We start from the raw sequence: 23,300 nt of genomic DNA, 5'->3' as shown, positions 1-23,300 counted from the left end.
CCGTAGCGTTTGCAACACGGACTTTAGTCCGTGGCCAGGTCATGCAATTGGGGACGTAGCGTGCGACCACATCAGTAGCTTGTCGCAACGAGATGCGACACGTCGCAGCTACGGCGCGGTCCTTCCCATGGTTGATACGTATTGTCTTCCGGTCGATACGACTTGTAGCGAGCGGCGCACCAGGCTGCCGCCTGTGCATTCACTTTCGTGCCGACGCCCTCATCGGCCTCGGCGACGATCCGTTGAAACGGCGAAATGCACTCGCGAGTCTCGCCGCCATAGGATCGATAGCTGTTGGTCGCGGGATCAAAGGAGCGGTAGCGGTCCGCACACCAAGCAAGATGCTCGGCCGAGACTCTTGGCTGTGGCGTCTGAACTTTGGTCGACGGGCGACCAGAATCCGGTGTCGCCTTTGACGTCGCGAACGTCGGCGCTTCGGTCACATAGCTGGAGTAGAGAGGCGGAATTCGTTCATAGTGCTGCTGCCGAAGATCGACTTTCACCGGCGTCGTGGTCCAGAGATCGCGCGATGCAAGGTCATTGAAGGTATGAGATTTCGAATCCGCCACCACGTGGGAGGCGACAGATGCAGCCGCCATGCAAGCCCCGACCGAGCTTAAGATGCCAAAGGCAAGGGATGCGATGGCTTTCATTGCCGCGACTCCTGCTGGTAAGCCTGTGGAACCCAGACGCGACCGGCAGTGCTGCTATCTCGGCCGCCGGTGGCGACAAGCACGGCGAGAATGCCGGCGATTGCCAGCAGGATGACGATCAGCGGCAAAGCCAGACCACCGGATTTCTCTTCGGAATAGATCATGTTCCTCTCCTCTGTCCCGACGGCGCCGAGCCGTCGGGGCGCCGGCTAGAGCCTTCAGCACGGCGAGTGTCTTGGTCTTCGTAACAATCTCTCTGCTTTTTCGGCCGCACGACGCTGTCGTCCGTCGTGCGGCGGTTCTCTGGTTTTAACGGTGATATTGAGGGCAAGACGCGGCAGAGACCGCGTAGGATCAGGTCACTTGATAACCTGGATCACCTTGCGGGACGACGGCTCGACGATGACACGTTCATCATTGACCACCGCGTAAGCATAGGTCGGGTCATCCGGAACAGGCGTCACGACGACCGTCTCCGGCAGGGGCTGGCCGACGACAACCTTCTCCTTCACGACCACGCGCGCCGATGGTGCCGGAGCCTCGCGGACATAGGTGACGACCTTTTGCGGCGGCGGATCGATCGCCGTGCCAACGACTGCGCCGGCAACGCCGCCGACAGCAGCACCAACGGGGCCGCCGACAATCGCACCGGTCACAGCTCCGCCGGCTGCACCATTGACCGTCGAGGACTGGGCGAATGCGACGCCCGACATGAGGGTCGCGGCAGTTGCCGCACCGACGACAAGCTTGGAGATCATTTTCTACTCCTTCTGTTTTGAGGCGGCCTTCGTGACCGCTGCCAAACCAACTAGCTGGAGACGGGGTCGTTCCACGGCCCGGACCTCAGTCCGACAGACCCCGGCCTTTGGTCCCTAAAACCATGTTAATGTCCGTTGCCGGCGCTAGTTCACGATCAAAAGGCCCGGCACACACGGCCATAGGCAGGGAGACTGAAGGAGATGGCACGATCCAACCGTCGGGAAGCTGGACGCCGGCGCTTGGCGATGCGTTTACCGCATATGCGGAAGCTGATCATGGCAGCGTGCGACCCGTTGCAGCTTGAACTCTTCGAAGCCTACCAGATGGCAGTCGAAGCGTGCGATACTGTCCGAGGGCAGCCGTTCAATTCGAACCTGGTGCGGGAATACGACGAGACCTGCTTCGAGATCGAACAACACGTCATCCGCGCAATGCAGGAACCTTCCTTCGCGCAGCGCACTCGCTAAGTCTGCAAGCTGGTACATCTTGGCGGACAAAGCTTTTGGACATTCGATCCAGAGGAATCACGTGATTGCCACGACAGCCTACGCCAAAGGGCGCTATCAAACGCGACCGACGACGACGAACGCGCTCATGCCGCCGCACGGACGAACCCCGTGGCGTGATTCCAATTGCTCAGTCACGGCATCGACTACTTCTGAGATGCGCGCCGGCGCCCGCCTTTCGATCTCTTCCCTGAGCGGAGTGCCCTGGCAGAAGGCCACTGCGATGTCATGGGCGGCTGCAACGGAGGTCAACTCGATCCGATCGCAAGAAACTGCGTCGAATCCGGCCGAAGACACCTGTGCCTTGATCAAGGGTATATCAAAGTAGGAATATGGCAGGCGCCTGAGAAAATCCGGTGGATCGAAAGGAAAAAGGTTTGCCAGACATTCGTCCACAGATCTTGCGAAGTCATTGGCCGAGAGTGAGTCCCACGTCGAAAACAAAAAGCGACCTCCGCTCCGCAACACTCTTGCAGCCTCGCTATAGGCCTTCAGCTTATCCGGAAAGAACATCACGCCGAATTGGCAGACGACGAGGTCGAACATCGAAGGCGCGAACGGCAGATTTTGCGCATCGGCGTGCATCCAGTGGGTCCGCGACAGCGTCAGCGACGGTGCGCCGACGTCGATCATCGCCTGGCTGAGGTCGGTGGCAACTAGTTCTGTTTCATGATCGAGTGTCGCCCGCAGAGCGCGTGTCAATGCGCCGGTCCCCGCAGCGACCTCGAGAACGCTGCCCGGCTTCAATCGCTCGGCGACGATGGCCATCTCCGAAGCATAGGGCTCGAAGAGGATCGGCACGAGAAGGCTGTCGTAAAATTCGACGACGCCTTCCTCGAGGGGCGCGAGAGAAGAGGCCGATGCGGCGCGGACGCCGCTTTCGATATCCATGGAAATAGTCACTCACAAGCCTCCAAACCTGGGTTCGTCGGCCAGGAAATATGCCTGAATCTGCTGACGTCTACAGGGGTCAGACCTTGGTCCCAACCTTCTCCGACCGAAGTCCCCGGAGTGGAACGCGCGTCGCACTCCCGCCGTTTCGAAGGAGATTGAAGGAGATCCGAACATGCACCAGAGTCATAGATCCCGAGTGAATGACGCCTGCAACGCGTCCGTCTTCGCACTTGTTATCGTTCTGGCCGCCCTTCTCTACGTCTTCGGCGCAGCAATGTCCGGCGATACCGTCGGGTTAACCCAAAGCATAAGAGGCGCCGAGGTGTTCGACACCAGGAATGTGCCCTGATCCTGTTTGGAAATCGCTAAAGACGCGGTAGGTTATTCAGGCAGTCTCTTACGGTATCAAAAAATGAATTGGCTTCGCCGCTGGAATGCCCGCTCACTCGCCTCCCAGTTCTTTATCGCGGGTGGGCTCATTTCGATTGCTGCCATGTTCGTGGTGGGCTTGTTTGTAAGCCATCTCATAGACGAGACCGTCATCCACAATTCGGGCGCAGCGACGGCGCTTTATGTGGACAGCGTGATCGCGCCGCTGCTTCCCGATATGCAAACAGAGTCGCTGCTGGATGACGCGAGCACTCAGGCTCTGGACGAGACACTCGGGCAGGGTGCGCTTGGCAAGCGGCTTGTTTCGTTCAAGCTGTGGCGGAGCGACGGCACCATCCTCTATTCGAACGAGAAGGAACTGGTGGGCAGGAAGTTCGCGGTCAACGACAAGCTGCAGAGAGCATTCGCAGGGTCTCTTGTCGCCCGCTACGAAATCGCCAGCGATCCGGAAAGCGACAAGGAGCGCGCGCTCGGCAAGCCGCTCATGGAGATCTATAACCCGGTGCTCCAGCCATGGTCCGGCCAGGCGGTCGCCGTCCTTGAGTTCTACGAGACAGCGGAAGGACTGGGCGATAGTCTGGCGCATGCAAGGCTCCGGAGCTGGGGCGCCGTCGCCGCCCTCACGGCGACTTTTTTCCTTGTTCTCTCCGTTCTGGTGTTCCGGGGTAGCCGCACGATCGAGGCGCAGCGGAGGGACCTCAAAGAACGGGTCACCGAACTGTCTGCGCTGCTGGCGGAAAACCGCGGTCTCCAGCGACGCCTGCAGCGCGCCTCCCAGCGTGCGGCAGCGCTGAACGAAACATATCTGCGCAGCATCGGCGCCGATCTTCACGACGGTCCGGCCCAGCACATTGCCTACGCCTCACTGCGACTGGACAGCGACCTGTTGATCAATGCGTCCACCCAGCCCGAAGCGCGCGAGAAGGAACTTGCCTGGATACGTTCGAGCCTGGCCGAAGCGATGACGGAGATCCGCAATATCTGCAGAGGACTGGTGCTGCCGCAGATCGAGAAGTCCTCGATCACGGAGATCGTCACGCGGGTTGTCGAAGCGCATCAGCACAAGACCGAAAGCCATGTCGAAACGATCGTCGACGAGGATGGACCGGATCTTGCCCCGGCCGTGAAGATCTGTATCTATCGCTTCATTCAAGAGGCGTTGAATAACGCTTACCGCCACGGCGGCGGCGTTCAGCAGGCCGTAAAGGCTGTCTCACGCGACGGCCATGTTCGTATCGAGGTCAGCGATCACGGCGACGGCTTCGATCCGACCGAGGTGAGGCCAACGAGCCTCGGCCTCGTGGGGTTGCGGGAGCGGATCGACAGCCTGGGAGGATCTTTCGACATCAAGACAGGCGAAGAAGGAACGACCGTGACCATGATCTTCGAGCCAATGGAAGTGGGAGAGTAGGATGACAGCAATCACCATCGGCGTTGTGGACGATCATCCGCTTTTTCGCGAGGGCGTCACGCGCAGCCTATCGGAGATGAGCGACTTCGTCGTCGTCGGTGAAGGCGCCAGCAGCGACGACGCCGCCATGATCGCTGCGGACAATCGCCCCGACATCATGCTCCTCGATGTCTCGATGCCCGGCGGCGGACTGTCTGCGATCGAAGACGTCCTGGCGCGTAGCCCCGCAACAAAAGTGCTGATGTTGACGGTATCCGAGGAGGTGGACACTTTACTGGGAGCTCTGCAACGGGGCGCGATGGGTTATGTTCTAAAAGGCGTAGGTTCGCGTGGCCTCGCCGAAGCAATCCAAACCGTCCTGCGTGGCTCACGATATATCTCGCCGACCATGTCGGCGAAAGTCATGGAAAATTCCTTGAATGGCGGAACCTCCGACAAAAACAGTCTGACGCCACGGGAACGCGAGGTGATGGATCTTGTCGCTCAAGGCCTGTCAAACAAACATATCGGTCTGCGTCTCGACCTGCAGGAAAAGACCGTGAAGCACCATATGACCCAGATTCTGAGCAAGCTCGGCGCTTCGAATAGGACTGAGGCGGCTCTACAATGGCGCGAACGGCGCTGAAAGAGTTTATTGTCCGACTACCACTTCAACGAAGAAAGCGGCTCAGCCTGCGGGCATCGTTAGCCGTCGCCAGCCGATTTATGATCGTCCGACCCTTCGAGTCCTTCATAATGTAGCGACCGCGCTGCAGGACTTCAGTGATACCATTTGAATGACGGACGTCGATCGAGCCATCGGACGCTGCTGTCGCTTTCGTTCCAGATCCTACCGACGATCCTGTGCTCGAGGAAGAAGACCCTCCGCCGCCGGAGGAATTCCCACCGGAGGAATTCCCGGATCCGCTGTTGCCGTTGCCGCCACCGTTGCCATTCCCTCCCCCGTTGCCATTGCCATTACCGCCGCCGTTGCCATTCCCTCCACCATTCCCATTTCCTCCACCATTCCCATTACCATTCCCGTTATTGCCGTCCTTTGCCTCCGCAAAGTCCACCGCCAGAACAGGAACGGAACTGCCGAAATTCAAACTGGCTGGCAATGCGGCAGCGATGAGGGCGACGGCCGCGCCGCCGCCCAATCTCAGAAAATCGCGTTTCCGGATACTCATACCGCAGCCTCGTTCGTCCGTTTCGCTTCCCATGCAATACGACCTACGAGACTTTTCGCTGTTCCGAGTAAAGAATGCAACCGACCTAGGTAGTAGGCGCGGCAAGACTTTGGTCCGCCCCACGCAGATTGCAATGCTTTTCATCGGAAAAACGTCGCATGGTGACCTCAAACGTACCTCTGCGAGAGGCTGTTCGTGCATCGCTGCTAAGCGCGGAAGCATTCTATGGAACTTCTCCGCTTTTCGCCGCTTTGTTTGTTCAAGGTGCAACAGAGGAAACTTCCATGGCAGATCCAAACGAATCCCCAGCAGTCCAGTCCATGCGAAAAGAACAGGCAGAGCAGCGGAAGCAGGCGCGAAAAGGCGAACTCGACAAAGCAATCGAGGATACTTTTCCTGCGTCCGACCCCGTGTCTGCCACTCACACTTCTATTCCGGCCGGCCGCAGCGACGTCGAGGCGGCTGAACGTGTCAAGCGGGAGCCGGATCCCACTAGGCTTGACGAGCAATATCCTTTTGTCGATCAAGCTCTACGCTCGACCGGCGACACCGTCCGCTCCTCGGAAGCCTCCGATGTCGATCGCCAAGGAATGCGATCTCTTCAGAGAGAAGCAAGCCGCGTGGCCGAGTCCGCATCTGAACTGGCATCCGGATCGGCTCGCTTGGCAAAGGCGGAAGCCCGTACGTTCGTCCATGATCTCGAGGATCGCATACGCCGGCAGCCACTGACAGCCGTCGCGATCGTTGCAGGCCTCGCCTTCGTCTTCGGTGCGACGCGTTGAGGAGCCTGTTATGGCAGCGCGATGGACTGGCGGCTGTCTTTGCGGATCCTGCCGGTACGAAGTCGACAGTGATCCGCCGCATTCGGGGTACTGCCACTGCAACATGTGTAAGAAAGCGACCGGAGGCCCTTTCGCGGTTCTGGTCCAGGCCAGGATCGACGATCTTGCCTAGACGGCTGGCACGCCCACCTCATACCGATCGTCGCCGATCGCGACTCGCGGCTTCTGCGGCAAATGCGGGACGCCGCTCTATCTGCAATATGACGGCGACGAACTGATCCACGTAACGGTCGGCTCGCTCGATCACCCCGAGAGAATCCGGCCGGCGGGGCATTATGGTGTGGAGAGCCGCCTTCATTGGGCCGATTGCGGTCGCGGGCTTCCGGAGGAAGAGACACAAGAGCGTTTCTAGGGCGCCAAGCCGCTGACAGTGCCTCGACTTTCGGGAGCCTCATGAAAATCGCAACCTACAACGTCAACGGGATCAATGGCCGGCTCGATATTCTGCTGCGCTGGCTCAGGGAGGACGCGCCCGATGTGGTCTGCCTCCAGGAACTGAAGACAGACGATGCCAGGTTTCCGCGAAAGGAGATCGAGCGGGCCGGCTACGGCGCGATCTGGCACGGACAGAGATCCTGGAACGGGGTGGCCATCCTGGCGAAGGGCAAGACACCGATCCTGACGCGTCGCGGTCTTCCGGGCGATCCCGATGATAACCATAGCCGGTATATCGAAGCTGCCGTCGACGGCATCCTGGTCGGATGCCTGTATCTTCCCAACGGCAATCCGTTTCCGGGAGCAAAGTTCGATTACAAGCTGCGCTGGTTCCGCCGTCTGCAGGATTACGCCGCCGAACTCCTCGAACTCGAAGTGCCTTCGATCCTGGCCGGCGACTTCAACGTCATGCCGACGGAGATCGACGTCTACAAGCCCGAACGCTGGCTGGACGACGCCCTCTTCAGGCCGGAAGTGCGCGAGGCCTATGCTCATCTCGTCGCCCAGGGCTGGACCGATGCCCTCAGGCATCTGCATCCGGGAGAGCGTATCTACACCTTCTGGAAATACTGGCGGAACAGCTTCGAACGTGATGCAGGGCTTCGGATCGACCACTTCCTGCTCAGTCCGGCAGTCGCCCCGTTGCTTCGATCGGCAACCGTCAGGAGAAAGCCGCGCAGCTGGGAGCATACGAGCGACCACGCGCCCGTCATGATAGAACTCGACGTTTCGGAAGCTGGAGCAAATCTGTAAGCCGCGATGTCGATCTCAGAGGCACCACGGAACCTGGAATGTCGGTCGGAGTTAGCTGGTAAAGGAGACTGTCCAATGCCTACGAATTCCATTCCCAATTCCGCAAAGCTTCCGCCGAAGTCACTGAATGAGGACACCCAGGACGACGAACTGCCCGAGACCAATGTGGATGACCAGCGTAAGCCGCCAATCAGCATGGGCAACAGCCGCGAGGCGGGCGACGGCGTCACCGATACCGATCCGGAAACAGGCCGCGCCGATCGGAAGGACCGCATCCCTGCCCCGCAATTCTTCAATCGCAAGTGACTCCCATGAACGAGAGCAAGAATTACCTGAACACCGACGAGATCCAGGCCGACGACCAGTTGTCGCCGAAGCCGGTCGAGGGAAAGGACCCGCCGCGGCACGTGCGCAAAAGCGAGGAAGCCGTCGCCGAAGGTTCCGACGACACCGAACGTATCCGGGTTCCGCCGCCGGTGCCGAATCCCGATTGATCAACACACCCCGCGAAGGTGATGCACAACCTTATCCATCCGTGCCGCGGTCGTAGATGCGGCCGGTCAACCAGGCTGGCCAGTCCCGCTCGAAGAAGGATCTGGCGTTCTCGTCGAAGCTGCGGTTTGGACGTGTGGAAAGCCTGATCTCACTGCCATTCAGCCGGACGATAATCTGCTCTTCCCGGTGTGCCTGACGTTCCTTTCGGAAGCGATAGTCCTGTAACGGCCCTGAGCGCGCCATCGGAAGAGATTCGCCTTCCCGATCGCATATCGCCCGAGCCCCGCGGCTGCCGCCGCCATTGCGAATGAAGAAATCGAGCGCGCTGAGCACCGCTTCCGAAGCAAGCGCCATATGCCGCCACTGCACGCCGCGAACCGCCTCCGCTGCTCGACCGTAGGCGACGCCGTTATCGCGAATTTCAGCATTCAGCTTGCGCGCTTCGATCAAGCCCCGGCCTACGCTTTCTTGATCACAGAGGATGCCAGCCTTGTCGCTCATTCGCGCCTGCACTTGCGAACGGATCGATTTGACGGTCAGCGGGCTCTCGGTCCGAAGGCCGGCAAGGATTTCGGCAATGCCTGCCTCTGCCATGGCGCCTATATCCTCGGTGGCGGCCCTCTTCGCCCGACCGCTCGCGCCGATGTGCTCGGCCGCTCGGGTGCCGAAGACCTGCCCGGCATTGAGCGCTGCTCCGCCTGGCCTCGTCACGCCATGTGTGCCCGCTGCTTCTCCGACCGCGTAGCAGCCCTTAAGATTGCTACGGCCCCAGATGTCAACCATGATGCCGCCGTTCATGTGCTGATTGTTGACGGCGAATTCCAGCGGCTCCTCGGCGATATCGATCTTGTAGCGGCGGTAGAGCTCGATCGCGAGCGGGTTCATATGCTTCAACCGATCGATCGGCATGTCCTGGCCGGCGCCGGCCTTGCCGAGATAGAGACGGACGTCGTCATCCAGTCTTTCCAGGCTGAACGAAAGGTCCCCCGGCACAGGCAGCGGATTGCGATTGAAGTCCATGAAGACGCGCCGTCCCTCGGCGGTCTCCCTGAAGATGGCCAGATCGACCAGGCTCGAGCCGAAATCGAGCATGCGCGTCGCGTGAAATGGCCACTGATAGCCCTTGCGAAAGACGTTCGAAGCCAGCTCCTGCGTGCTGCGGTAGTATTCTGCCAGGAAATGGTGCTCGGCGCCTTCGGAATCGAGTGAGTAGATATGCGGGATCGCCTGGACGTATGTGCCCGACAGATTCCATGGGAACCCTTCCCTGCGTGTTCCGATGCCAAACTGGCTTTCGGTCAGGTTGACGAGCTCGACGCCTGCTTCCAGCGCCAATCCGAGAGAGCCGAAGCAGCCGTTGGGATAAACGCTGTCGCGATAGAGTTCGCCCGGCCCGCCGGCGGCGAGCACGATCACCCCACTGACGAACAGCGCGATGCCCAGCGGGTTCTCCTCCGTGCGGTCGCTGGCGCGCATGGCGACTATCCCGACGACGTGGCGGTCAGCGCCATCGCCCTCGGTGAGGATCTTTATCGCGGTCGTCTGGTTGTAAAACGGCACTCCGAGCCGGATCGCCTCCTCGGCCAACACCTTGACCATCAGGCGCGAGGTGCGCGGGCCGCAGCTGGTGGCGCGGCCGACCTCGTCATGGTCGGTCTGATATCTGAGCGTCCCGCCGAGCGGATCCTGAGGCAGCGGCAGGCCTAAGAACTGGAGCGACGCCATCATCCGTGACGAGCCCACCGCCTCGACATAAGCCGTGTCCTCGTCCATGGCGCCGCCGCTGCGGATGGCTCGGGCCATTGCCTTGTAATTGTCGCCCTGATCGGCCGTGTTTGCCGTGTGAAGGGTCTGCTTGTCGGATCCAGAACAGGCCGAGGTTCCGCCCCACGCGCTTTGGCTGATAATGACGACGTCGTCGCCGCGCCGTTTCAATTCCACTGCCGCCCGAAGACCCGCCGCGCCGGATCCGACGACGACGCAGCCGGATCGATAGATCGGCACCTCGACGCCGGCGAGCCCGATCACTTCCGAGGGGGCGGCCTCAGGTGGGAGCCGTGGCATGTCGATATCGGTCAGCGCGTCAAGAATTTCCTGGGGAACATCTATGGCCATCGGCGTTCAATCCAGCGGGATGTCGACCCAGCGCTGCTGGCGGGAGGACTCCATGCAGGCGTCAACGATCTGGCAGATATGGTGGCCGGTATCGAATGTCGGCCACATCGGTCTGTTGGTAACGATCGAGCGGATCACCTCGGCTACGTCGATGATCTTGCTTTCATTGTAGCCCAGGCCGAAATTCGGCAGAGGAAGGAAAGCCCTGAAGGTGGGATTCTCTGGACCCACGTCGATCTCCCGAAAGCCGCGCCGCCCCGTCCGGTCGTCGTCGGAGTAGAAGCGCAGCCGGTTTATCTCGTCATAGGTATAGGCGATGCTGCCTTTCGTCCCATAGATTTCATAGGTCTGCATGAACTTGCGGCCGGTCGCGACACGGCTGAAATCGACGATCCCGCCGGCACCGTTCTCGAACCGGCACAGCAGGTTCGTTGCATCGGGGTTGGTGATATCAGCCCAGGACTCATTGCCTGACAGTTTCACCTGTTCGCCATAGGCAAGGCCCTCGACGACAGGCCGGCGCGGCGTGACGATGAGATTGTCGGCGATCAGGGAGCTGACGCGGCCAACCAGGAAATCCATGAAGCTGAAGATGTGCGATCCGGTGTCACCGACAATCCCGGTCGGCGCAAGCTTTCCGTCGGCCCGCCACATGAAGGGCGCGTTCGGATCGCCATACATGTCGACGTGCTGGCAGCCGCGGAACAGCTTGATCTCGCCGATTTCGCCGGATTGAATGATGTCTTTCGCCAGATCATGGACGGGGTTCCGCGGAAAGGCGTGTCCGACGCGGGTAATGACACCCTTTTCCCTGGCGATCTCGGCCAGTTCCCGCGCTTCGGCGGCGGTGTTTGCCAATGGCTTCTCACAGTAGACATGTTTGCCGGCCAGCAAGGCCGCCTTGGCTACCTGGTAGTGGAGGTGGTCAGGCAGGCAGATATCGATCAGATCGACCTCAGGATCAGCGACAGCCAGATTCCAATCCTGAAGAATTCTTGCACCCGGCGCCCTGTGGGCAAGATCCCCGGCTGCCTTCGAGGGGCCTTCGACGAGAGCGACGATCCTCGCCGTTCCGTCCGACACGCCGAAGAAATGCGGAAAGGTCTGATAGGCCATCGTATGGACCTTTCCCATCCAGCCCGAGGCGCCAAGCACTGCAACTCTGACTTCAGACATTGTCGTCTCTCCTCTCGACAGGACTTACCGGATTTCTGTGCGGGCCCTGGGCCTCGCATCGTTGCGTTCGTAGGCGAAGATGGTGGGGGCAAGTGCCGGCAAACCCCGGACGAGGTCCGAGCCTTTTTCGCCGACCATGATCGTCGGAGCGTTGGTATTGCATGACGGCACGCGCGGCATGACGGATGAATCGCAGACCCTAAGGCCTTCCAGGCCATGGACCTTGAGATCAAGCCCGACAACCGCGTTTGGCCCTGTCCCCATCTTGCAGGTGCCCACCGGATGATGGTCGGTCTTTGCGTTGGCGCAGCCGTAGTCGAAAAGCTGATCGTCGGTCATGACCTTCGGTCCGGGAAGCCTTTCGGCCATGACATAGGGCTTCAGCGCCGCCTGCTGCATGATCTCGCGCGCGATCTTCAGCCCTTCCAGGGACATCGTCCGGTCATGGGGATCGGACCAGTAGTTGGGATCGATCAATGGAGCGGCAGCCGAGTCGGAGGATGACAGACGCACTGTCCCCCGCGAGCGTGGATGCAGATAGGCGGAGTTAAGGGTCACGCCGGCATTCTTGAGCCGCTCGACACCCGCTTCGATGCCCGATCCGAGGCCGAGGTGGAACTGGATATCAGGAGAACGAGCCTCGGGATCGGCATACCAGAAGCCGCCGGTCTCGAAGAGCGACGAGGCGACCGGTCCTGTGCGGAACAGGACATATTGTATCCCGGCCCAAAGCGTGCGGTGGAGTTTTGCAACGCCGTCATAAGTGTGATCGCCGGTGCATTCGGCAATGACGAAAAGATCCAGATGATCCTGGAGGTTGCCGCCGACACCCGGCAGATCGTGGAGCACCTTGACGCCCACCGACTTGAGATGGTCGGCCGGTCCTATGCCGGACTGCAAAAGCAGCTTCGGCGATCCGATGGCGCCGGAGGAAACCAATACTTCGCGGTCGGCGCGGACGATCTCCAAGCCGTGCGAGGTCACGATCTCGACGCCTGTCGCACGGCCTCCTTCCACGATGACACGCGCGACACGGGCGCCGGTCCGAACCGTGAGGTTCTTGCGGTCTTTGATCGGCGAGAGATAGGCGAGCGATGCCGACGACCGGCGGCGGTCGCGCTGCGTCAGCTGATAAAATCCGACCCCCGCCTGCTGGCGTCCGTTGAAGTCGTGATTATAGGGAATGCCGAGCTCCTGCCCTGCACGGATATAGGCGTCACAGATCGGCAGCGGCGCAGCAGGCATCGATACACCAAGCGGACCACCATAGGCGTGATAGTCGTCCGCGAAGCGCTGGTTATCTTCGGCACGTTTGAAATAGGGCAGGATCGACCGGTAGTCCCAGCCCTCGCAACCGTCTTCACGCGCCCAAAGGTCATAATCCACCGCGTTTCCGCGCGTATAGAGCTGCGCGTTGATGGACGAGCCGCCACCGATGACTTTCGCTTGCGTATAACGAAGCACCCGGCCTTTCATGTGTTTCTGGGGAACGGTATCCCATCCCCAACTGGCGACGCCTTTGGTCATCTTGGCGAAGCCCGCGGGCATGTGAAAAAGCGGATTCCAGTCGCCTCCGCCCGCTTCGAGCAGGAGTACGCTGACATCGGGATCTTCGCTCAGCCGGCTTGCCAGGACGCATCCGGCCGGACCGGCGCCGGTGATGATGTAATCGAATCCCATTTTACTGTCCTGTTGCATCCGGCCTGGCAACCGCCAGCGCCTGTGTCATGCCTGCAAAGTCCTTCGACGCTATGTGATCTGCCACTCTCAGTGCCTGGGCGGCGACGGTGAGCGCAGGATTGACCGCGGCCGATGTGGGGAGGAAACTGGCGTCGACGACGAAGAGGTTTTCGTGATCGTAGGAACGGCAGTACGGGTCCAACGGCGCAGTCGCGGGATCGTTTCCGATGCGGATCGTTCCGCACTGATGAGAGGGCGTGCGTTTGTCGAACGGCCTCGACAGCACAACCGGAAATCCAATCGATCGCAGGATAGTTTTCAGCCGGGCGACAAGTGCGAGATGAGCGTCCCAGTTGGTTCGCTGCCATTTGAGAACGATTCTATCGCCATCGACCATGACCCGGCTTTCGGGATTGGGAACGTCCTCGCTCATCGCGTAGAAGTCGATGGCATGGTCCGTCATGAAACGGAGAAGCCACTCCGGAGCCCGCGGCAGAGAGCCCTTGAGAATCTTTTCGGAGATGCGCCCCAGGAGTTGCACGTTGCCGAGGGGCGGCCCTCCCTCCCCGTCGGAGAGATAGAAATCGTTAAAGGCAAAGGTCTTCTGGTAGATGGAGGTGTTCCTGAATCGCGGCGAGACCCCGATGACGGCGGAGGCATTGTGGTTCATGAAGTTGCGGCCCACCTGGTCGGAAGAATTCGCCAGGCCCCTTGGGAAGCGGTCGTTTTTCGAACGCAGCAAAAGCACGGACGATTGGACCGCCCCGGCAGAAAGGATCACGATCTCAGGTGAAACAGTCACCGTCTGCCCATTCTTGACATAGGTCACCCGGTCGATTCGGCTCGCCGCTCCCGTGTCGAGCCTCGTCACGCGCGCATTGGTTTCGAGCCGCACGTTCTCGTGCCTCAGCGCCACCGCGAGCGCTGCGGTCTCGGCATCCATCTTGCCGTCCCGTGAATTCGGATGAGCATCCCAGGGCGTGCTCGCCTTGGAAAGCCAAGCGTCGAGATCCAGGCCGAGCGGCAGCGAAAAAGGATGCAGGCCTTTCGCCTTGAGGCGTGCCCTGACTTCGGCGATCGGCGCCTCGTCGGGCACGGGCGGGAATTGGTAGGCAACCGAGTGATACGGTTCGGTCGGATCTTCGCCAAGACTGCCGCGGACTTGATACATCAGCTCCGCCTTCGAATACCATGGCTCCAGCTCTTCATAGGGAAAGGGCCAGGCCGGCGACACGCCTTCCCGATGTTCGATGACATCGAAATCTTCCTTACGATAGCGCGACAAGACGGCGCCGTAGAATTTCGAATTGCCGCCGACATTGTAATAATTGCCGGGGTTGAAGGCCCTACCGTTCGCCTCGTACCAGATTTCTTTCGGTCGGAAATGTCCGCGCTGGAAGATGGCTCGCTGGTCGCGATTGACGGGGAGATCGGCGATATGATCGCCGGCTTCGAGGATCAATATCTCTGCACCGGTCGCAGCCAGGCCGCCCGCGACCGTGGCGCCGCCGACGCCTGAACCGATGATGACGATGTCCGGTGAATTGCTCATCTTAGCGCCTGACCCTCACCCAATCCGGACCTGGCTCGCTGGATCGAAGAACACGGCCTTGTCGAGATTGAAGGCCAGGCGGGTTTGTTGTCCGGGAGCGATGCCGGTATCGGCGCGCAGGCGGGCGACGACGGATTTGCCGCCGAGCTTGGTGACGGCGAAGGTGTCGGAGCCGGCCGGTTCGACCACCTCGATCAGGCAATCGCCCTCGGTCAGCGCGCGCGCCTTGCGGTCGGCGCCATCGGGATCGGTCAAGGCCTCGGGGCGGATGCCGAAGATCACCTGTCTGCCGGTATAGGCGGTCAGGCCGTGATTGCCTGAGATGACCGGGAGCCTGAGCGGGGCGGCATTCGGCCGCTCCAGCGAGACTTCGAGACCGCCGGCGCCGTTTTCGACGGTGGCGGTCAAGAGGTTCATCGCCGGCGATCCCATGAAGTCGGCAACGAAGATGTTGGAGGGGCTGTTATAGATCTCGGCCGGCGTGCCGAACTGCTGCAGCACGCCGTCCTTCAACACGGCGATCTTGGTCGCCAGCGTCATCGCCTCGATCTGGTCATGGGTGACATAGACGAAGGTGGTGCCCATGCGCTGATGCAGCCGCTTGATCTCGGTGCGCATGTCGACGCGCAGCTTGGCGTCGAGATTGGAGAGCGGCTCGTCGAACAGGAAGACCTGCGGATTGCGCACCAGCGCCCTTCCCATGGCGACACGCTGGCGCTGGCCGCCGGAGAGCTGGCTCGGCTTGCGGTCGAGCAGATGGCCGATCTGCAGCATGTCGGAGACCTGGGCGATCGCCCTGGCCCGCTCCTCCTTCGGCACGCCGCGGATCTCCATGCCGAAGGCGATGTTGCCCGCCACCGTCATGTTCGGATAGAGCGCATAGGACTGGAACACCATGGCGATGTCGCGCTTGGAAGGATGCAGACCGCTGATGTCGCGCCCGTCGATCCTGATATCGCCGGAGGTGATCGTCTCCAGCCCGGCAATGGTGTTGAGCAGGGTGGACTTGCCGCAGCCGGACGGGCCGACCAGCACGAGAAAGCCGCCCTTTTCGAGTTCGAGGTCGATCCCCTTGAGAATGTCGACGGCGCCGAAGCGCTTTTTGAGACCGGAGATTTCGAGGAAGGCCATGGATTACCCTTTGACAGCGCCCGCCATCAGACCGCGCACGAAGTAGCGGCCGGCGAGGATATAGACGATGAGCGTCGGCACGGCGGCAATCATCGCCGCCGCCATGTTGACATTGTATTCGACGACGCCCGTCGAGGTGTTGACGACATTGTTCAGCGCCACCGTCATCGGCATGGATTCGCCGGTGCCGGCGTAAGCCGAGGCAAACAGGAAGTCGTTCCAGATATTGGTGAACTGGTAGATCACCGTGACGACGATGATCGGCAGCGAGTTCGGCAGCATGATGCGGCGGAAGATCTGGAAGAAGCTGGCGCCATCGACCTGGGCGGCCCGGACCAGCTCGGTCGGAAAGGCCTCGTAGAAATTGCGGAAGAACAGCGTCGTGAAGCCGAGGCCATAGACGACATGGACGAAGACCAGATTGACCGTCGGATTGCCGAAGCCGAAGCTCAAACCCGTGGCGTTCTGCAGTGTGGCGCCGAAGCGGCCGAGCGAGCCGAGGATCGTTGCCATCGGCAGCAGCACCGACTGGAACGGAATGAAGCAGGCAAACAGCATCAGCCCGAACACCAGCGTGTGGCCGGGAAAGCGCCATTTGGTCAGCACATAACCGTTCAGCGCCCCCATGATGGTGGAGATCGCGACCCGCGGCACCACCATCTTGATCGAGTTCCAGAAGTAGCCCTTGATGCCGGCGCAGGTCAGCCCGACGCAGGTCTCGCCCCAGGCCTTGATCCAGGGATCGAAGGTCGGCGCTTGCGGCAGCGCCAGCATGTTGCCGTTCTGGATCTCGTCCATGGTCTTGAACGAGGTCGTCAGCATGACGAAGAGCGGCATCAGATAGAGGACGGCGAAGATCAGCAGCAGGCCGTAGATGACGGTGCGGCCGATCCAGCGGGTGTTGTCATTCCTGTTGTCGCGGGCCTGTGGCAGCGTTGCAGTCGAGGTTGCTGCCAAGGTCTGGGTTGAAGAGGTCACGCTGCTCATCGCGCCTTCTCCTTCAGTTCGGAATAGAGATAGGGAACGATGATCGCCGAGATGGTCATCAGCATGATGATGGCGCTGGCCGAGCCGACGGCCATTTCGTTGCGCTTGAAGGTGTATTCATACATGAAGTTGGACGGCAGCCAGGCCGAGCCGCCGGGACCGCCGGAGGTCAGCGCCACCACCAGGTCGTAGGACTTGATCGCCATATGGGCGAGCACGATGAAGGCCGAGAGAAAGATCGGCCGCAGCAGCGGAATGACGATGCGCCGATAAAGCTGGAATGGCGAGGCGCCATCGATCTGGGCGGCCTTCATGATCTCGCCGTCGATACCGCGTAAGCCCGCCAGGAACATCGCCATGACGAAGCCCGACGCCTGCCAGACGCCGGCAATGACGACGGTATAGATGACGAAGTCCTTGTTCTTGATCCAGTCGAAGTGGAAACTGGTCCAGCCGAAATGGTGCAGCGTCTGTTCCAGCCCGAGGCCGGGATCGAGGAACCATTTCCAGGCAACGCCGGTGACGATGAACGAAAGCGCCATCGGATAGAGGAAGATCGGTCGGAGCAGACCCTCGCCGCGGATCTTCTGGTCGAGCAGGATGGCGAGAAACAGGCCGAGCGCCAGGCAGATGCCGATATAGAGGAAGCCGAAGATCGCCATGTTGGTGATCGAGGTGTACCAGGACGACGGCGGATCGCTCTCGAAGGTCCAGCGCCACAGCCGCTGATAGGCGCGTGCGCCGGTCAGCGCATAGGAGGGAAAGGTCTTGGAATTGGTGAACGACAGATAGGCCGTCCAGACGATGAAGCCGTAGACGAAGATGATGGTGATGACGAAGCTCGGCGCCAAGACGATCTTCGGCAGCGCATCCTGCAGCCGGCCCCGCAACGAGATCGCCGTCGATTGCCGCGGCGTCAGAACCGGATCGGTGGTCGCAACGGTGCTCATAAAATCTCCTCCCTTCCCGCATGATCGGCTTTGCCGACCGCCCCCGCCTGATCGGTCACGATGTGATCGCCGTCATAGGATCGTTGGGGTCTGAAGCTTCCCCGCGAGATGCGGGGAAGCATTGTCATCACACCTGGTCTCAGCGGGCGTCGTCGATCGCCTGGACGAGCTGCTTGACGGCTTCGTCGGAGGTCTTGATCTGACCGTGGACGAACTTCGAGACGACATCCTTGTAGGCATTGGCAATCGCCGGCGGGGCGCCGTAGCCTTGCGCCAGCGAGCCGAACAGCGTGCCGCCCTCGTTGGCTGCCTTCAGATCGGCGATGCCCTTCTTGCCGCAAGCGTCGAAGTCGGTATCGGGAACGTCGGTACGAGCCGGCACCGAACCCTTGACGACGTTGAAGGCCGACTGGAAGCTCTTCGACAGCGTTGCCTTCGCCAGCGCCACCTGCGCCGCCTTGCGGTCGTCGGGAACGTTGAACATGCCGAACATGTCGGAGTTGTAGACCACGCTGCCGTCGGTGCCGGGGAAGCGGTAGCACAGGAAGTCGGTGTTAGGCTTCTTCTTGGCGGCGACGAATTCGCCCTTGGCCCAGTCGCCCATCACCTGCACCAGCGCGTCACCCTTGATGACCATGGCGGTCGCCAGGTTCCAGTCGCGGCCCGAGAAGTTCGGGTCGACATATTTGATGATCGTGGCCAGGTTATCGAAGGACTTCTTCATCGTGTCGGACTTCAGCGATTCCTCGTCGAGGTCGTTGAAGGCCTTCTTGTAGAACTCAGGCCCGCCGGTCGACAGCACGATGGAATCGAACATCGTCGCCTCCTGCCAATTCTGGCCGCCAAGCGCCAGCGGGATGACGCGCGGCCTTAGCCTTGTCGAGCAGTGCGATCAGTTCGTCGAAGGTCTTCGGCTGGGTGCCGCCGATCTTGTCCATGACAGCCTTGTTGATCCACAGCCAGTTGACCGAATGGACGTTGACGGGGGCTGCGACCCACTTGCCGTCATAGACCGAGAACTTCTGCAGGGCCGCCGGAACCGACTTGTCCCAGCCTTCCTTCTTGGCCGTCTCCGTCAGATCGCCCATGACGCCGGCCTGGGCATAATCGAGCACGGTATAGCCGAGCATCTGCGAGGCCGTCGGATAGGTGCCGGCCGCCACCATCGCCTTCAGCGCCGTCATCGCCGCATCGCCGCCACCGCCGGCCACCGGCACGTCCTTCCAGGCATACCCTTCCTTCGAAAGATCCTGCTTCAGAACGTTCAGCGCCGCTGCCTCGCCGCCCGACGTCCACCAGTGCAGCATCTGTACTTCCTTGACATCGGCGGCACGTGCGGACACGCTGGCGCCGGCCAGGGCCAATGCGATCATTGCAGTCGTGGTCAATAACCTGTTCATCGAAAAACCTCCCAGTTTTAAGTTTGGAAGATGTGGGACCCATTCCCGCATCAATCACCCGCCCTCATCGAGCGTAGTTTGGCCGCCGACTAAGCCGGCTTTTCGGTCTGCGGCATCCACCAATTCGTGCGTTTGCCGATATGCATGTTGAGCGTCTTGGTCTCCGTGTAATCTTCGACCGCATGGCGGCCGAGCTCGCGGCCGAGACCGCTTTGCTTGTAACCGCCAAAGGGAAGTTCCGAAGCACCGTCCATGAAGGTGTTCATCCAAACCGTCCCTGCCCGCACCGACCGGCCGATCGTCAGACAGGTGTCGAAATCGCGGCTCCAGACACCGGCCGACAGGCCGTAGTCGATGGAATTTGCAATCCTGATCGCTTCGGCAGATGTCTCGAATGTCAGGACCGAAAGCACCGGCCCAAAGACTTCCTCGCGCGCCACGGCCATATCGGGGGTGACCGCTTCGAGGATCGTCGGCGACATGAACTGCCCCATTCCGAGATCGAGCGTCTCGCCGCCATGCGCGATCCGGGCGCCGCTGCCCCTCGCGACGGCGACGTATCCTGATATCTTCTCCAGATGCTGCGGCGTGATGATGGCGCCGACCTGCGTCGAAGGATCGAGCGGGTCGCCGACCTTCACCACCTTCGACAACTCGGCGATCCGCTCGACGACATGGGAAGCGATTGATTTGTGAAGGATCAGCCGGGAGCCTGCATTGCAGCACTCGCCGGCATTGAAATATGCGCCAAAGACCGCGGCATCGATGAAGGCATCGAGATCGGCATCCGGAAACACGATCTGCGGGTTCTTCCCGCCCAATTCCAACGAGACTTTCTTTAGCGTCTGTGCGGCATTCGACATCGTCAGTTTTCCGACGCCGGTCGAGCCGGTGAAGGACACCATGTCAACGTCGGGATGGGACGTCATGACCGCGCCGACCTCAGGTCCCGTACCGGTGACAATATTGACGACGCCATCCGGAATGCCTGCTTCCTGCAGGATCTCTCCCAGCACCAGCGTCGATCCTGAGGTCAGCTCCGAAGGCTTGACGACGGTCGTGCAGCCAGCGGCCAAGGCGAATGGCAGCTTCTGGCCGACGATCAGGAACGGAAAATTCCAAGGCGTGATGATCGACACCACGCCGATCGCTTCGCGCAGGACGACGCCGAGCGTGCCATCGCCGAGCGTGTTGTAGCTCTCTCCGTGGAGGTCACGGGCAAGCGCCGCCGCATAGCGCCATATGTCGACGGAGCCTGCAATTTCTCCCCGCACCTGGGTGATCGGCTTTCCCGCCTCGATCGCATCGAGAAATGCCAGTTCCTCTGCGCGCGCCACGATCAGATCGGCAGCCTTGAGCAGGATGACTGAACGTTCGGCAGCGGTCATTCGGGGCCACGGTCCGAGATCGAACGCCCTGCGTGCCGCGGAAATCGCACGCTCGGCGTCCTTCCTGCTGCCGGTCGGAAACCGGCTGACCACGACACCATGGCTTGGCGCGACACGCTCGATCGGATCGGAGCGGCCAGCCTCCCATTTACCATCGATGAGCATCTTGAAATCACGCGCTTTGTGGTCGCTGAGCGCGGTGGGGTTGACGAGAACCGTCATTACCATTCTCCCTTGAACGTTGCCGGGCGCTTCTCGCTGAATGATGCGACGCCCTCTTTCAGATCGCCGGTCTTGGCGGCGAGGATCGAGCCCAGGGCTTCGACCGCGGTTCCATTGTCTTCGCCGTTTGCCGATGCGATCATCAACTTCGCGATCTCAGTGGCAGCCGGCCCCCTTGCAGCAATCCGCCCAGCATATTCTCTGGCAGCAGTGAGCGCGTTCCCTGTGGGAACAACCGCGTCGACGATCCCGAGAAGGCGTGCCTCCTCGGCGGTGAATATCTCGCCGCCCAAGGCCATTCGCCGGACGGTCTGCGCCCCGAACCGGCGGACAAGACGCTGGGTCCCGGACCAGCCCGGCACCATGCCAAGGCCGGTCTCGGGCAGGCCGATCTTGATGTGCTGCTCAGCGAGGCGAATGTCAGCGACCCCTGCAAGTTCAAGCCCTCCCCCGAGCGCATGGCCATTCAGAGCCGCGATCAGCGGCATCCGGAGCGTCGCCAGTCTTTCGAAGATACGGTGGCCGTGGCGAACCCAGAGATGACCGAACTCCTGAGGCAACATTCCGCCCCAGGCCTTGATATCGCCGCCGGCGGAAAAGCCCTTTCCTTCGCCGGTGAGAATGGCAGCGCGCACATTGGCGTTCGCCTCCACCTCGTCGGCTGCGTCCGCCAGCGCTTTCAGCATGTCCAGGTCGAGCGCGTTCAGCTTCTCCGGACGAGAAATCGTCAGCGTCGCAACATGTCCATCGACGTCAATTCTGACCGTTCCGCTAGCCATGGAAGCTGCCCTCCAGCGTCCGTGCCTTTTTTTCTGGAAGCGACAGGCCGATCGCTGCCTCCGCGAAGAGCGCCGTGTCCATGACCTTCAGGTCGGGCGCCACGATCAGCGGAAACTCCGACTGATCGAGGATGTGGGACTGGAGATCGACGCCTGGGGCGATCTCGGTGAGGACGACGCCATCGGGCGTCAGCTTCATCACGCACCGCTCGGTGACATAGGCGATCTCCTGCCCCTGCTCGATCGCGCGCCTGCCGCTGAAGGTGACGTGTTCGACCTCGTTCACGAGTTTCTTCAGCTTGCCTTCCTTCTCGATCAGAAGAGCTCCATCGGCGATCGAAAGCTTCGCTCCGGCATTGAACATGCCGGAGAAGACGATCTTCTTCGCGCGCGCGGTGATGTCGACGAAACCTCCGGCGCCAGCCGTTACATGCGGCCGGAAGGAAAGCTTGGAGACGTTGACCGAACCGTCTTTGCCGATCTCGAGGAAGGAGAGCAGCGACGCATCGAAGCCTGCACCCTGGAAATAGGTGAACTGATAGGGAGACGGCATGTAGGCGTCGGCGTTCGAGGCGCAGCCAAAGGCGAAGTCGAGTAGCGGCACGCCACCGACGGCGCCCTGCTCGATGACCCAGGTGACCGCGCCGTGAAGCCCTTCCTCCAGCAGGATGCGCGGAACGTTGGCCGATATGCCGAAGCCGAGATTGACGCAGCTTCCCGCTTGCAGTTCCTGCGCGACGCGACGCGCGATGACTTTTTGGACATTGAATTCCGGAACGCTGAAGCTATCGAGCGGGCGGAAGATCTCCCCGGAAATTGCCGGATCGTACCCCGTCTGCGTCGTCTGCTTCTGTTCCGGATCGACGACCACATAATCGACCAACATTCCAGGCACCCGGACGTCATGGGGCTTCAGCGAACCCTCCTTGGTGATCCGTTTGACCTGCGCGATGACAATGCCGCCGTTGTTGCGCGCCGCCAGCGCCTGATCGAGGCCGCCGAGATAGGCGCCTTCATGTTCGTATGTCAGGTTGCCGCGCTCGTCGGCGGTGGTAGCGCGGATGATGGCGACCTCAGGGACGATCGAGGGAAAGAACAGCCAGTCATCGCCCTCGAAGCGCACGCGCTTGACCACCGGATGCTCTGAAGCCAGGCCGTTCATCGCGCAACCCTGCCGCTCTGGATCGACGAATGTGTCGATGCCGATCTTGGTCAGAACGCCCGGCCGCTTCGCGGCGGCCTCGCGGTGAATATCGAAGAGGATGCCCGAGGGAATGTTGTAGGCCGGGATTTCGTTGTTGGTGATCATCTGCCAGATCAGCGGCGGCTCTGACGACGACGGCCCGGACGGATAGGAACCACCGACGATGCGCTTGAGCAGACCCTTCTTGGCGATGTAATCGACGCCCTTGATGCCGCTCATGTCGCCGGCAGCGATAGGATGAAGGGTCGTAATATCCCGGGGATGGCCGGTCGCATCGAAACGTTCGCCAATCGCCTTCAGCATGAGGTCCGGGCAACCGAGACCGCTCGAGGAAGACACCGTTACAACAGCGCCATCCGGGATCAGCGCGGCCGCTTCGGTGGGGGTAAGATGCTTCTTCATCAGCGCT

Annotated in this window: 23 protein-coding genes and 2 pseudogenes; 9 read left to right on the top strand and 16 right to left on the bottom strand. The window is 61.0% G+C overall.

Annotated elements, in window-relative coordinates; all coding sequences use genetic code 11:
• Positions 1-71 precede the first annotated feature (71 nt).
• The 3 genes from N1937_RS08080 to N1937_RS08070 form a co-directional block, all read right to left on the bottom strand.
• Positions 72-653 (bottom strand): BA14K family protein, encoded by a 582-nt coding sequence (locus N1937_RS08080; protein WP_162118390.1) that lies wholly within the window; start codon positions 651-653, stop codon positions 72-74.
• Entirely contained in the window at positions 650-817 is a 168-nt protein-coding gene (locus N1937_RS08075) for a hypothetical protein (RefSeq protein ID WP_017963952.1), read from the bottom strand. Before N1937_RS08075 ends, N1937_RS08080 begins: the two co-directional genes overlap by 4 nt.
• Positions 818-1,012: 195 nt before the next feature.
• A complete protein-coding gene (locus tag N1937_RS08070) occupies positions 1,013-1,411 on the bottom strand; it encodes a DUF1236 domain-containing protein (RefSeq protein ID WP_162118389.1) in 399 nt (132 codons plus the stop codon).
• Positions 1,412-1,612: 201 nt separating this feature from the next.
• Between N1937_RS08070 and N1937_RS08065 the strand changes: the two genes are divergently transcribed.
• Positions 1,613-1,879 (top strand): hypothetical protein, encoded by a 267-nt coding sequence (locus N1937_RS08065; RefSeq protein WP_222290456.1) that lies wholly within the window; start codon positions 1,613-1,615, stop codon positions 1,877-1,879.
• Positions 1,880-1,975: 96 nt separating this feature from the next.
• Here the strand turns inward: N1937_RS08065 and N1937_RS08060 are convergent, their stop codons facing one another.
• On the bottom strand, positions 1,976-2,809 hold the full coding sequence (locus N1937_RS08060; protein ID WP_260059075.1) for a class I SAM-dependent methyltransferase: 834 nt from the start codon (positions 2,807-2,809) through the stop codon (positions 1,976-1,978).
• Between the two features lie 175 nt (positions 2,810-2,984).
• On the opposite strand from N1937_RS08060, the gene N1937_RS08055 reads away from it, so the two are divergent.
• The 3 genes from N1937_RS08055 (at position 2,985) to N1937_RS08045 (ending at position 5,238) form a co-directional block, all read left to right on the top strand.
• Positions 2,985-3,161, top strand: a complete 177-nt coding sequence (locus tag N1937_RS08055; RefSeq protein WP_017963948.1) for a hypothetical protein — start codon at positions 2,985-2,987, stop codon at positions 3,159-3,161.
• A 63-nt stretch (positions 3,162-3,224) separates the two neighbouring features.
• Entirely contained in the window at positions 3,225-4,613 is a 1,389-nt protein-coding gene (locus N1937_RS08050; protein ID WP_017963947.1) for a sensor histidine kinase, read from the top strand.
• 1 nt (position 4,614) lies between these two features.
• Entirely contained in the window at positions 4,615-5,238 is a 624-nt protein-coding gene (locus tag N1937_RS08045) for a response regulator (protein WP_017963946.1), read from the top strand.
• A gap of 25 nt (positions 5,239-5,263) precedes the next feature.
• Here the strand turns inward: N1937_RS08045 and N1937_RS08040 are convergent, their stop codons facing one another.
• Complete coding sequence (locus N1937_RS08040; RefSeq protein WP_017963945.1) at positions 5,264-5,782, bottom strand: hypothetical protein; 519 nt, start codon at positions 5,780-5,782, stop codon at positions 5,264-5,266.
• Between the two features lie 284 nt (positions 5,783-6,066).
• On the opposite strand from N1937_RS08040, the gene N1937_RS08035 reads away from it, so the two are divergent.
• The 5 genes and pseudogenes from N1937_RS08035 to N1937_RS08015 all read left to right on the top strand — a co-directional run bounded on the left by N1937_RS08035 (position 6,067) and on the right by N1937_RS08015 (position 8,306).
• Entirely contained in the window at positions 6,067-6,564 is a 498-nt protein-coding gene (locus N1937_RS08035) for a hypothetical protein (RefSeq protein ID WP_017963944.1), read from the top strand.
• 10 nt (positions 6,565-6,574) lie between these two features.
• Positions 6,575-6,976 (top strand): annotated as a pseudogene (locus N1937_RS31545) (GFA family protein).
• 41 nt (positions 6,977-7,017) lie between these two features.
• Positions 7,018-7,812: an exodeoxyribonuclease III gene (gene xth / locus N1937_RS08025; RefSeq protein WP_017963942.1), complete on the top strand. Its 795-nt coding sequence runs from the start codon at positions 7,018-7,020 to the stop codon at positions 7,810-7,812.
• A 75-nt stretch (positions 7,813-7,887) separates the two neighbouring features.
• Positions 7,888-8,118, top strand: coding sequence for a hypothetical protein (locus N1937_RS08020; protein WP_017963941.1), 231 nt, complete (start codon positions 7,888-7,890; stop codon positions 8,116-8,118).
• Positions 8,119-8,123: 5 nt separating this feature from the next.
• A complete protein-coding gene (locus tag N1937_RS08015) occupies positions 8,124-8,306 on the top strand; it encodes a hypothetical protein (protein WP_017963940.1) in 183 nt (60 codons plus the stop codon).
• Positions 8,307-8,337: 31 nt separating this feature from the next.
• On the opposite strand, the gene N1937_RS08010 is transcribed toward N1937_RS08015, so the two are convergent.
• From N1937_RS08010 to N1937_RS07960, 11 genes and pseudogenes are all read right to left on the bottom strand, one after another.
• Positions 8,338-10,422, bottom strand: a complete 2,085-nt coding sequence (locus tag N1937_RS08010; RefSeq protein WP_260058178.1) for an FAD-dependent oxidoreductase — start codon at positions 10,420-10,422, stop codon at positions 8,338-8,340.
• A 6-nt stretch (positions 10,423-10,428) separates the two neighbouring features.
• Positions 10,429-11,598: a Gfo/Idh/MocA family protein gene (locus N1937_RS08005; RefSeq protein WP_260058177.1), complete on the bottom strand. Its 1,170-nt coding sequence runs from the start codon at positions 11,596-11,598 to the stop codon at positions 10,429-10,431.
• Positions 11,599-11,622: 24 nt separating this feature from the next.
• Positions 11,623-13,278, bottom strand: coding sequence for a GMC family oxidoreductase (locus tag N1937_RS08000; protein WP_222290431.1), 1,656 nt, complete (start codon positions 13,276-13,278; stop codon positions 11,623-11,625).
• A gap of 1 nt (position 13,279) precedes the next feature.
• Positions 13,280-14,830: a GMC oxidoreductase gene (locus N1937_RS07995; RefSeq protein WP_162118381.1), complete on the bottom strand. Its 1,551-nt coding sequence runs from the start codon at positions 14,828-14,830 to the stop codon at positions 13,280-13,282.
• A gap of 15 nt (positions 14,831-14,845) precedes the next feature.
• A complete protein-coding gene (locus N1937_RS07990) occupies positions 14,846-15,961 on the bottom strand; it encodes an ABC transporter ATP-binding protein (RefSeq protein ID WP_017968014.1) in 1,116 nt (371 codons plus the stop codon).
• Between the two features lie 3 nt (positions 15,962-15,964).
• Positions 15,965-16,948 (bottom strand): carbohydrate ABC transporter permease, encoded by a 984-nt coding sequence (locus N1937_RS07985; RefSeq protein ID WP_260058174.1) that lies wholly within the window; start codon positions 16,946-16,948, stop codon positions 15,965-15,967.
• The gene (locus N1937_RS07980; RefSeq protein ID WP_130771960.1) at positions 16,945-17,898 is read right to left on the bottom strand and encodes a carbohydrate ABC transporter permease; all 954 of its coding nucleotides are present in this window, start codon (positions 17,896-17,898) and stop codon (positions 16,945-16,947) included. Before N1937_RS07980 ends, N1937_RS07985 begins: the two co-directional genes overlap by 4 nt.
• A gap of 139 nt (positions 17,899-18,037) precedes the next feature.
• A pseudogene (locus N1937_RS07975) lies at positions 18,038-19,298 on the bottom strand (ABC transporter substrate-binding protein).
• Positions 19,299-19,387: 89 nt separating this feature from the next.
• Positions 19,388-20,908, bottom strand: coding sequence for an aldehyde dehydrogenase family protein (locus N1937_RS07970; RefSeq protein ID WP_222296072.1), 1,521 nt, complete (start codon positions 20,906-20,908; stop codon positions 19,388-19,390).
• Positions 20,908-21,687 carry an enoyl-CoA hydratase/isomerase family protein gene (locus tag N1937_RS07965; RefSeq protein WP_222296074.1) on the bottom strand — a complete coding sequence of 260 codons (780 nt, stop codon included), beginning with the start codon at positions 21,685-21,687 and terminating at the stop codon, positions 20,908-20,910. The genes N1937_RS07970 and N1937_RS07965 overlap by 1 nt, the downstream gene beginning before the upstream one ends.
• Positions 21,680-23,293, bottom strand: a complete 1,614-nt coding sequence (locus N1937_RS07960; protein WP_222296076.1) for an acyl CoA:acetate/3-ketoacid CoA transferase — start codon at positions 23,291-23,293, stop codon at positions 21,680-21,682. Before N1937_RS07960 ends, N1937_RS07965 begins: the two co-directional genes overlap by 8 nt.
• Positions 23,294-23,300 lie beyond the last annotated feature (7 nt).

The sequence above is a fragment of the Rhizobium sp. WSM4643 genome (genome assembly GCF_025152745.1).
Lineage (GTDB): Bacteria > Pseudomonadota > Alphaproteobacteria > Rhizobiales > Rhizobiaceae > Rhizobium > Rhizobium leguminosarum_I.
The sequence above is the reverse complement of the archived record's forward strand: the minus strand, read 5'-3'. Positions and strand labels throughout refer to the sequence as shown.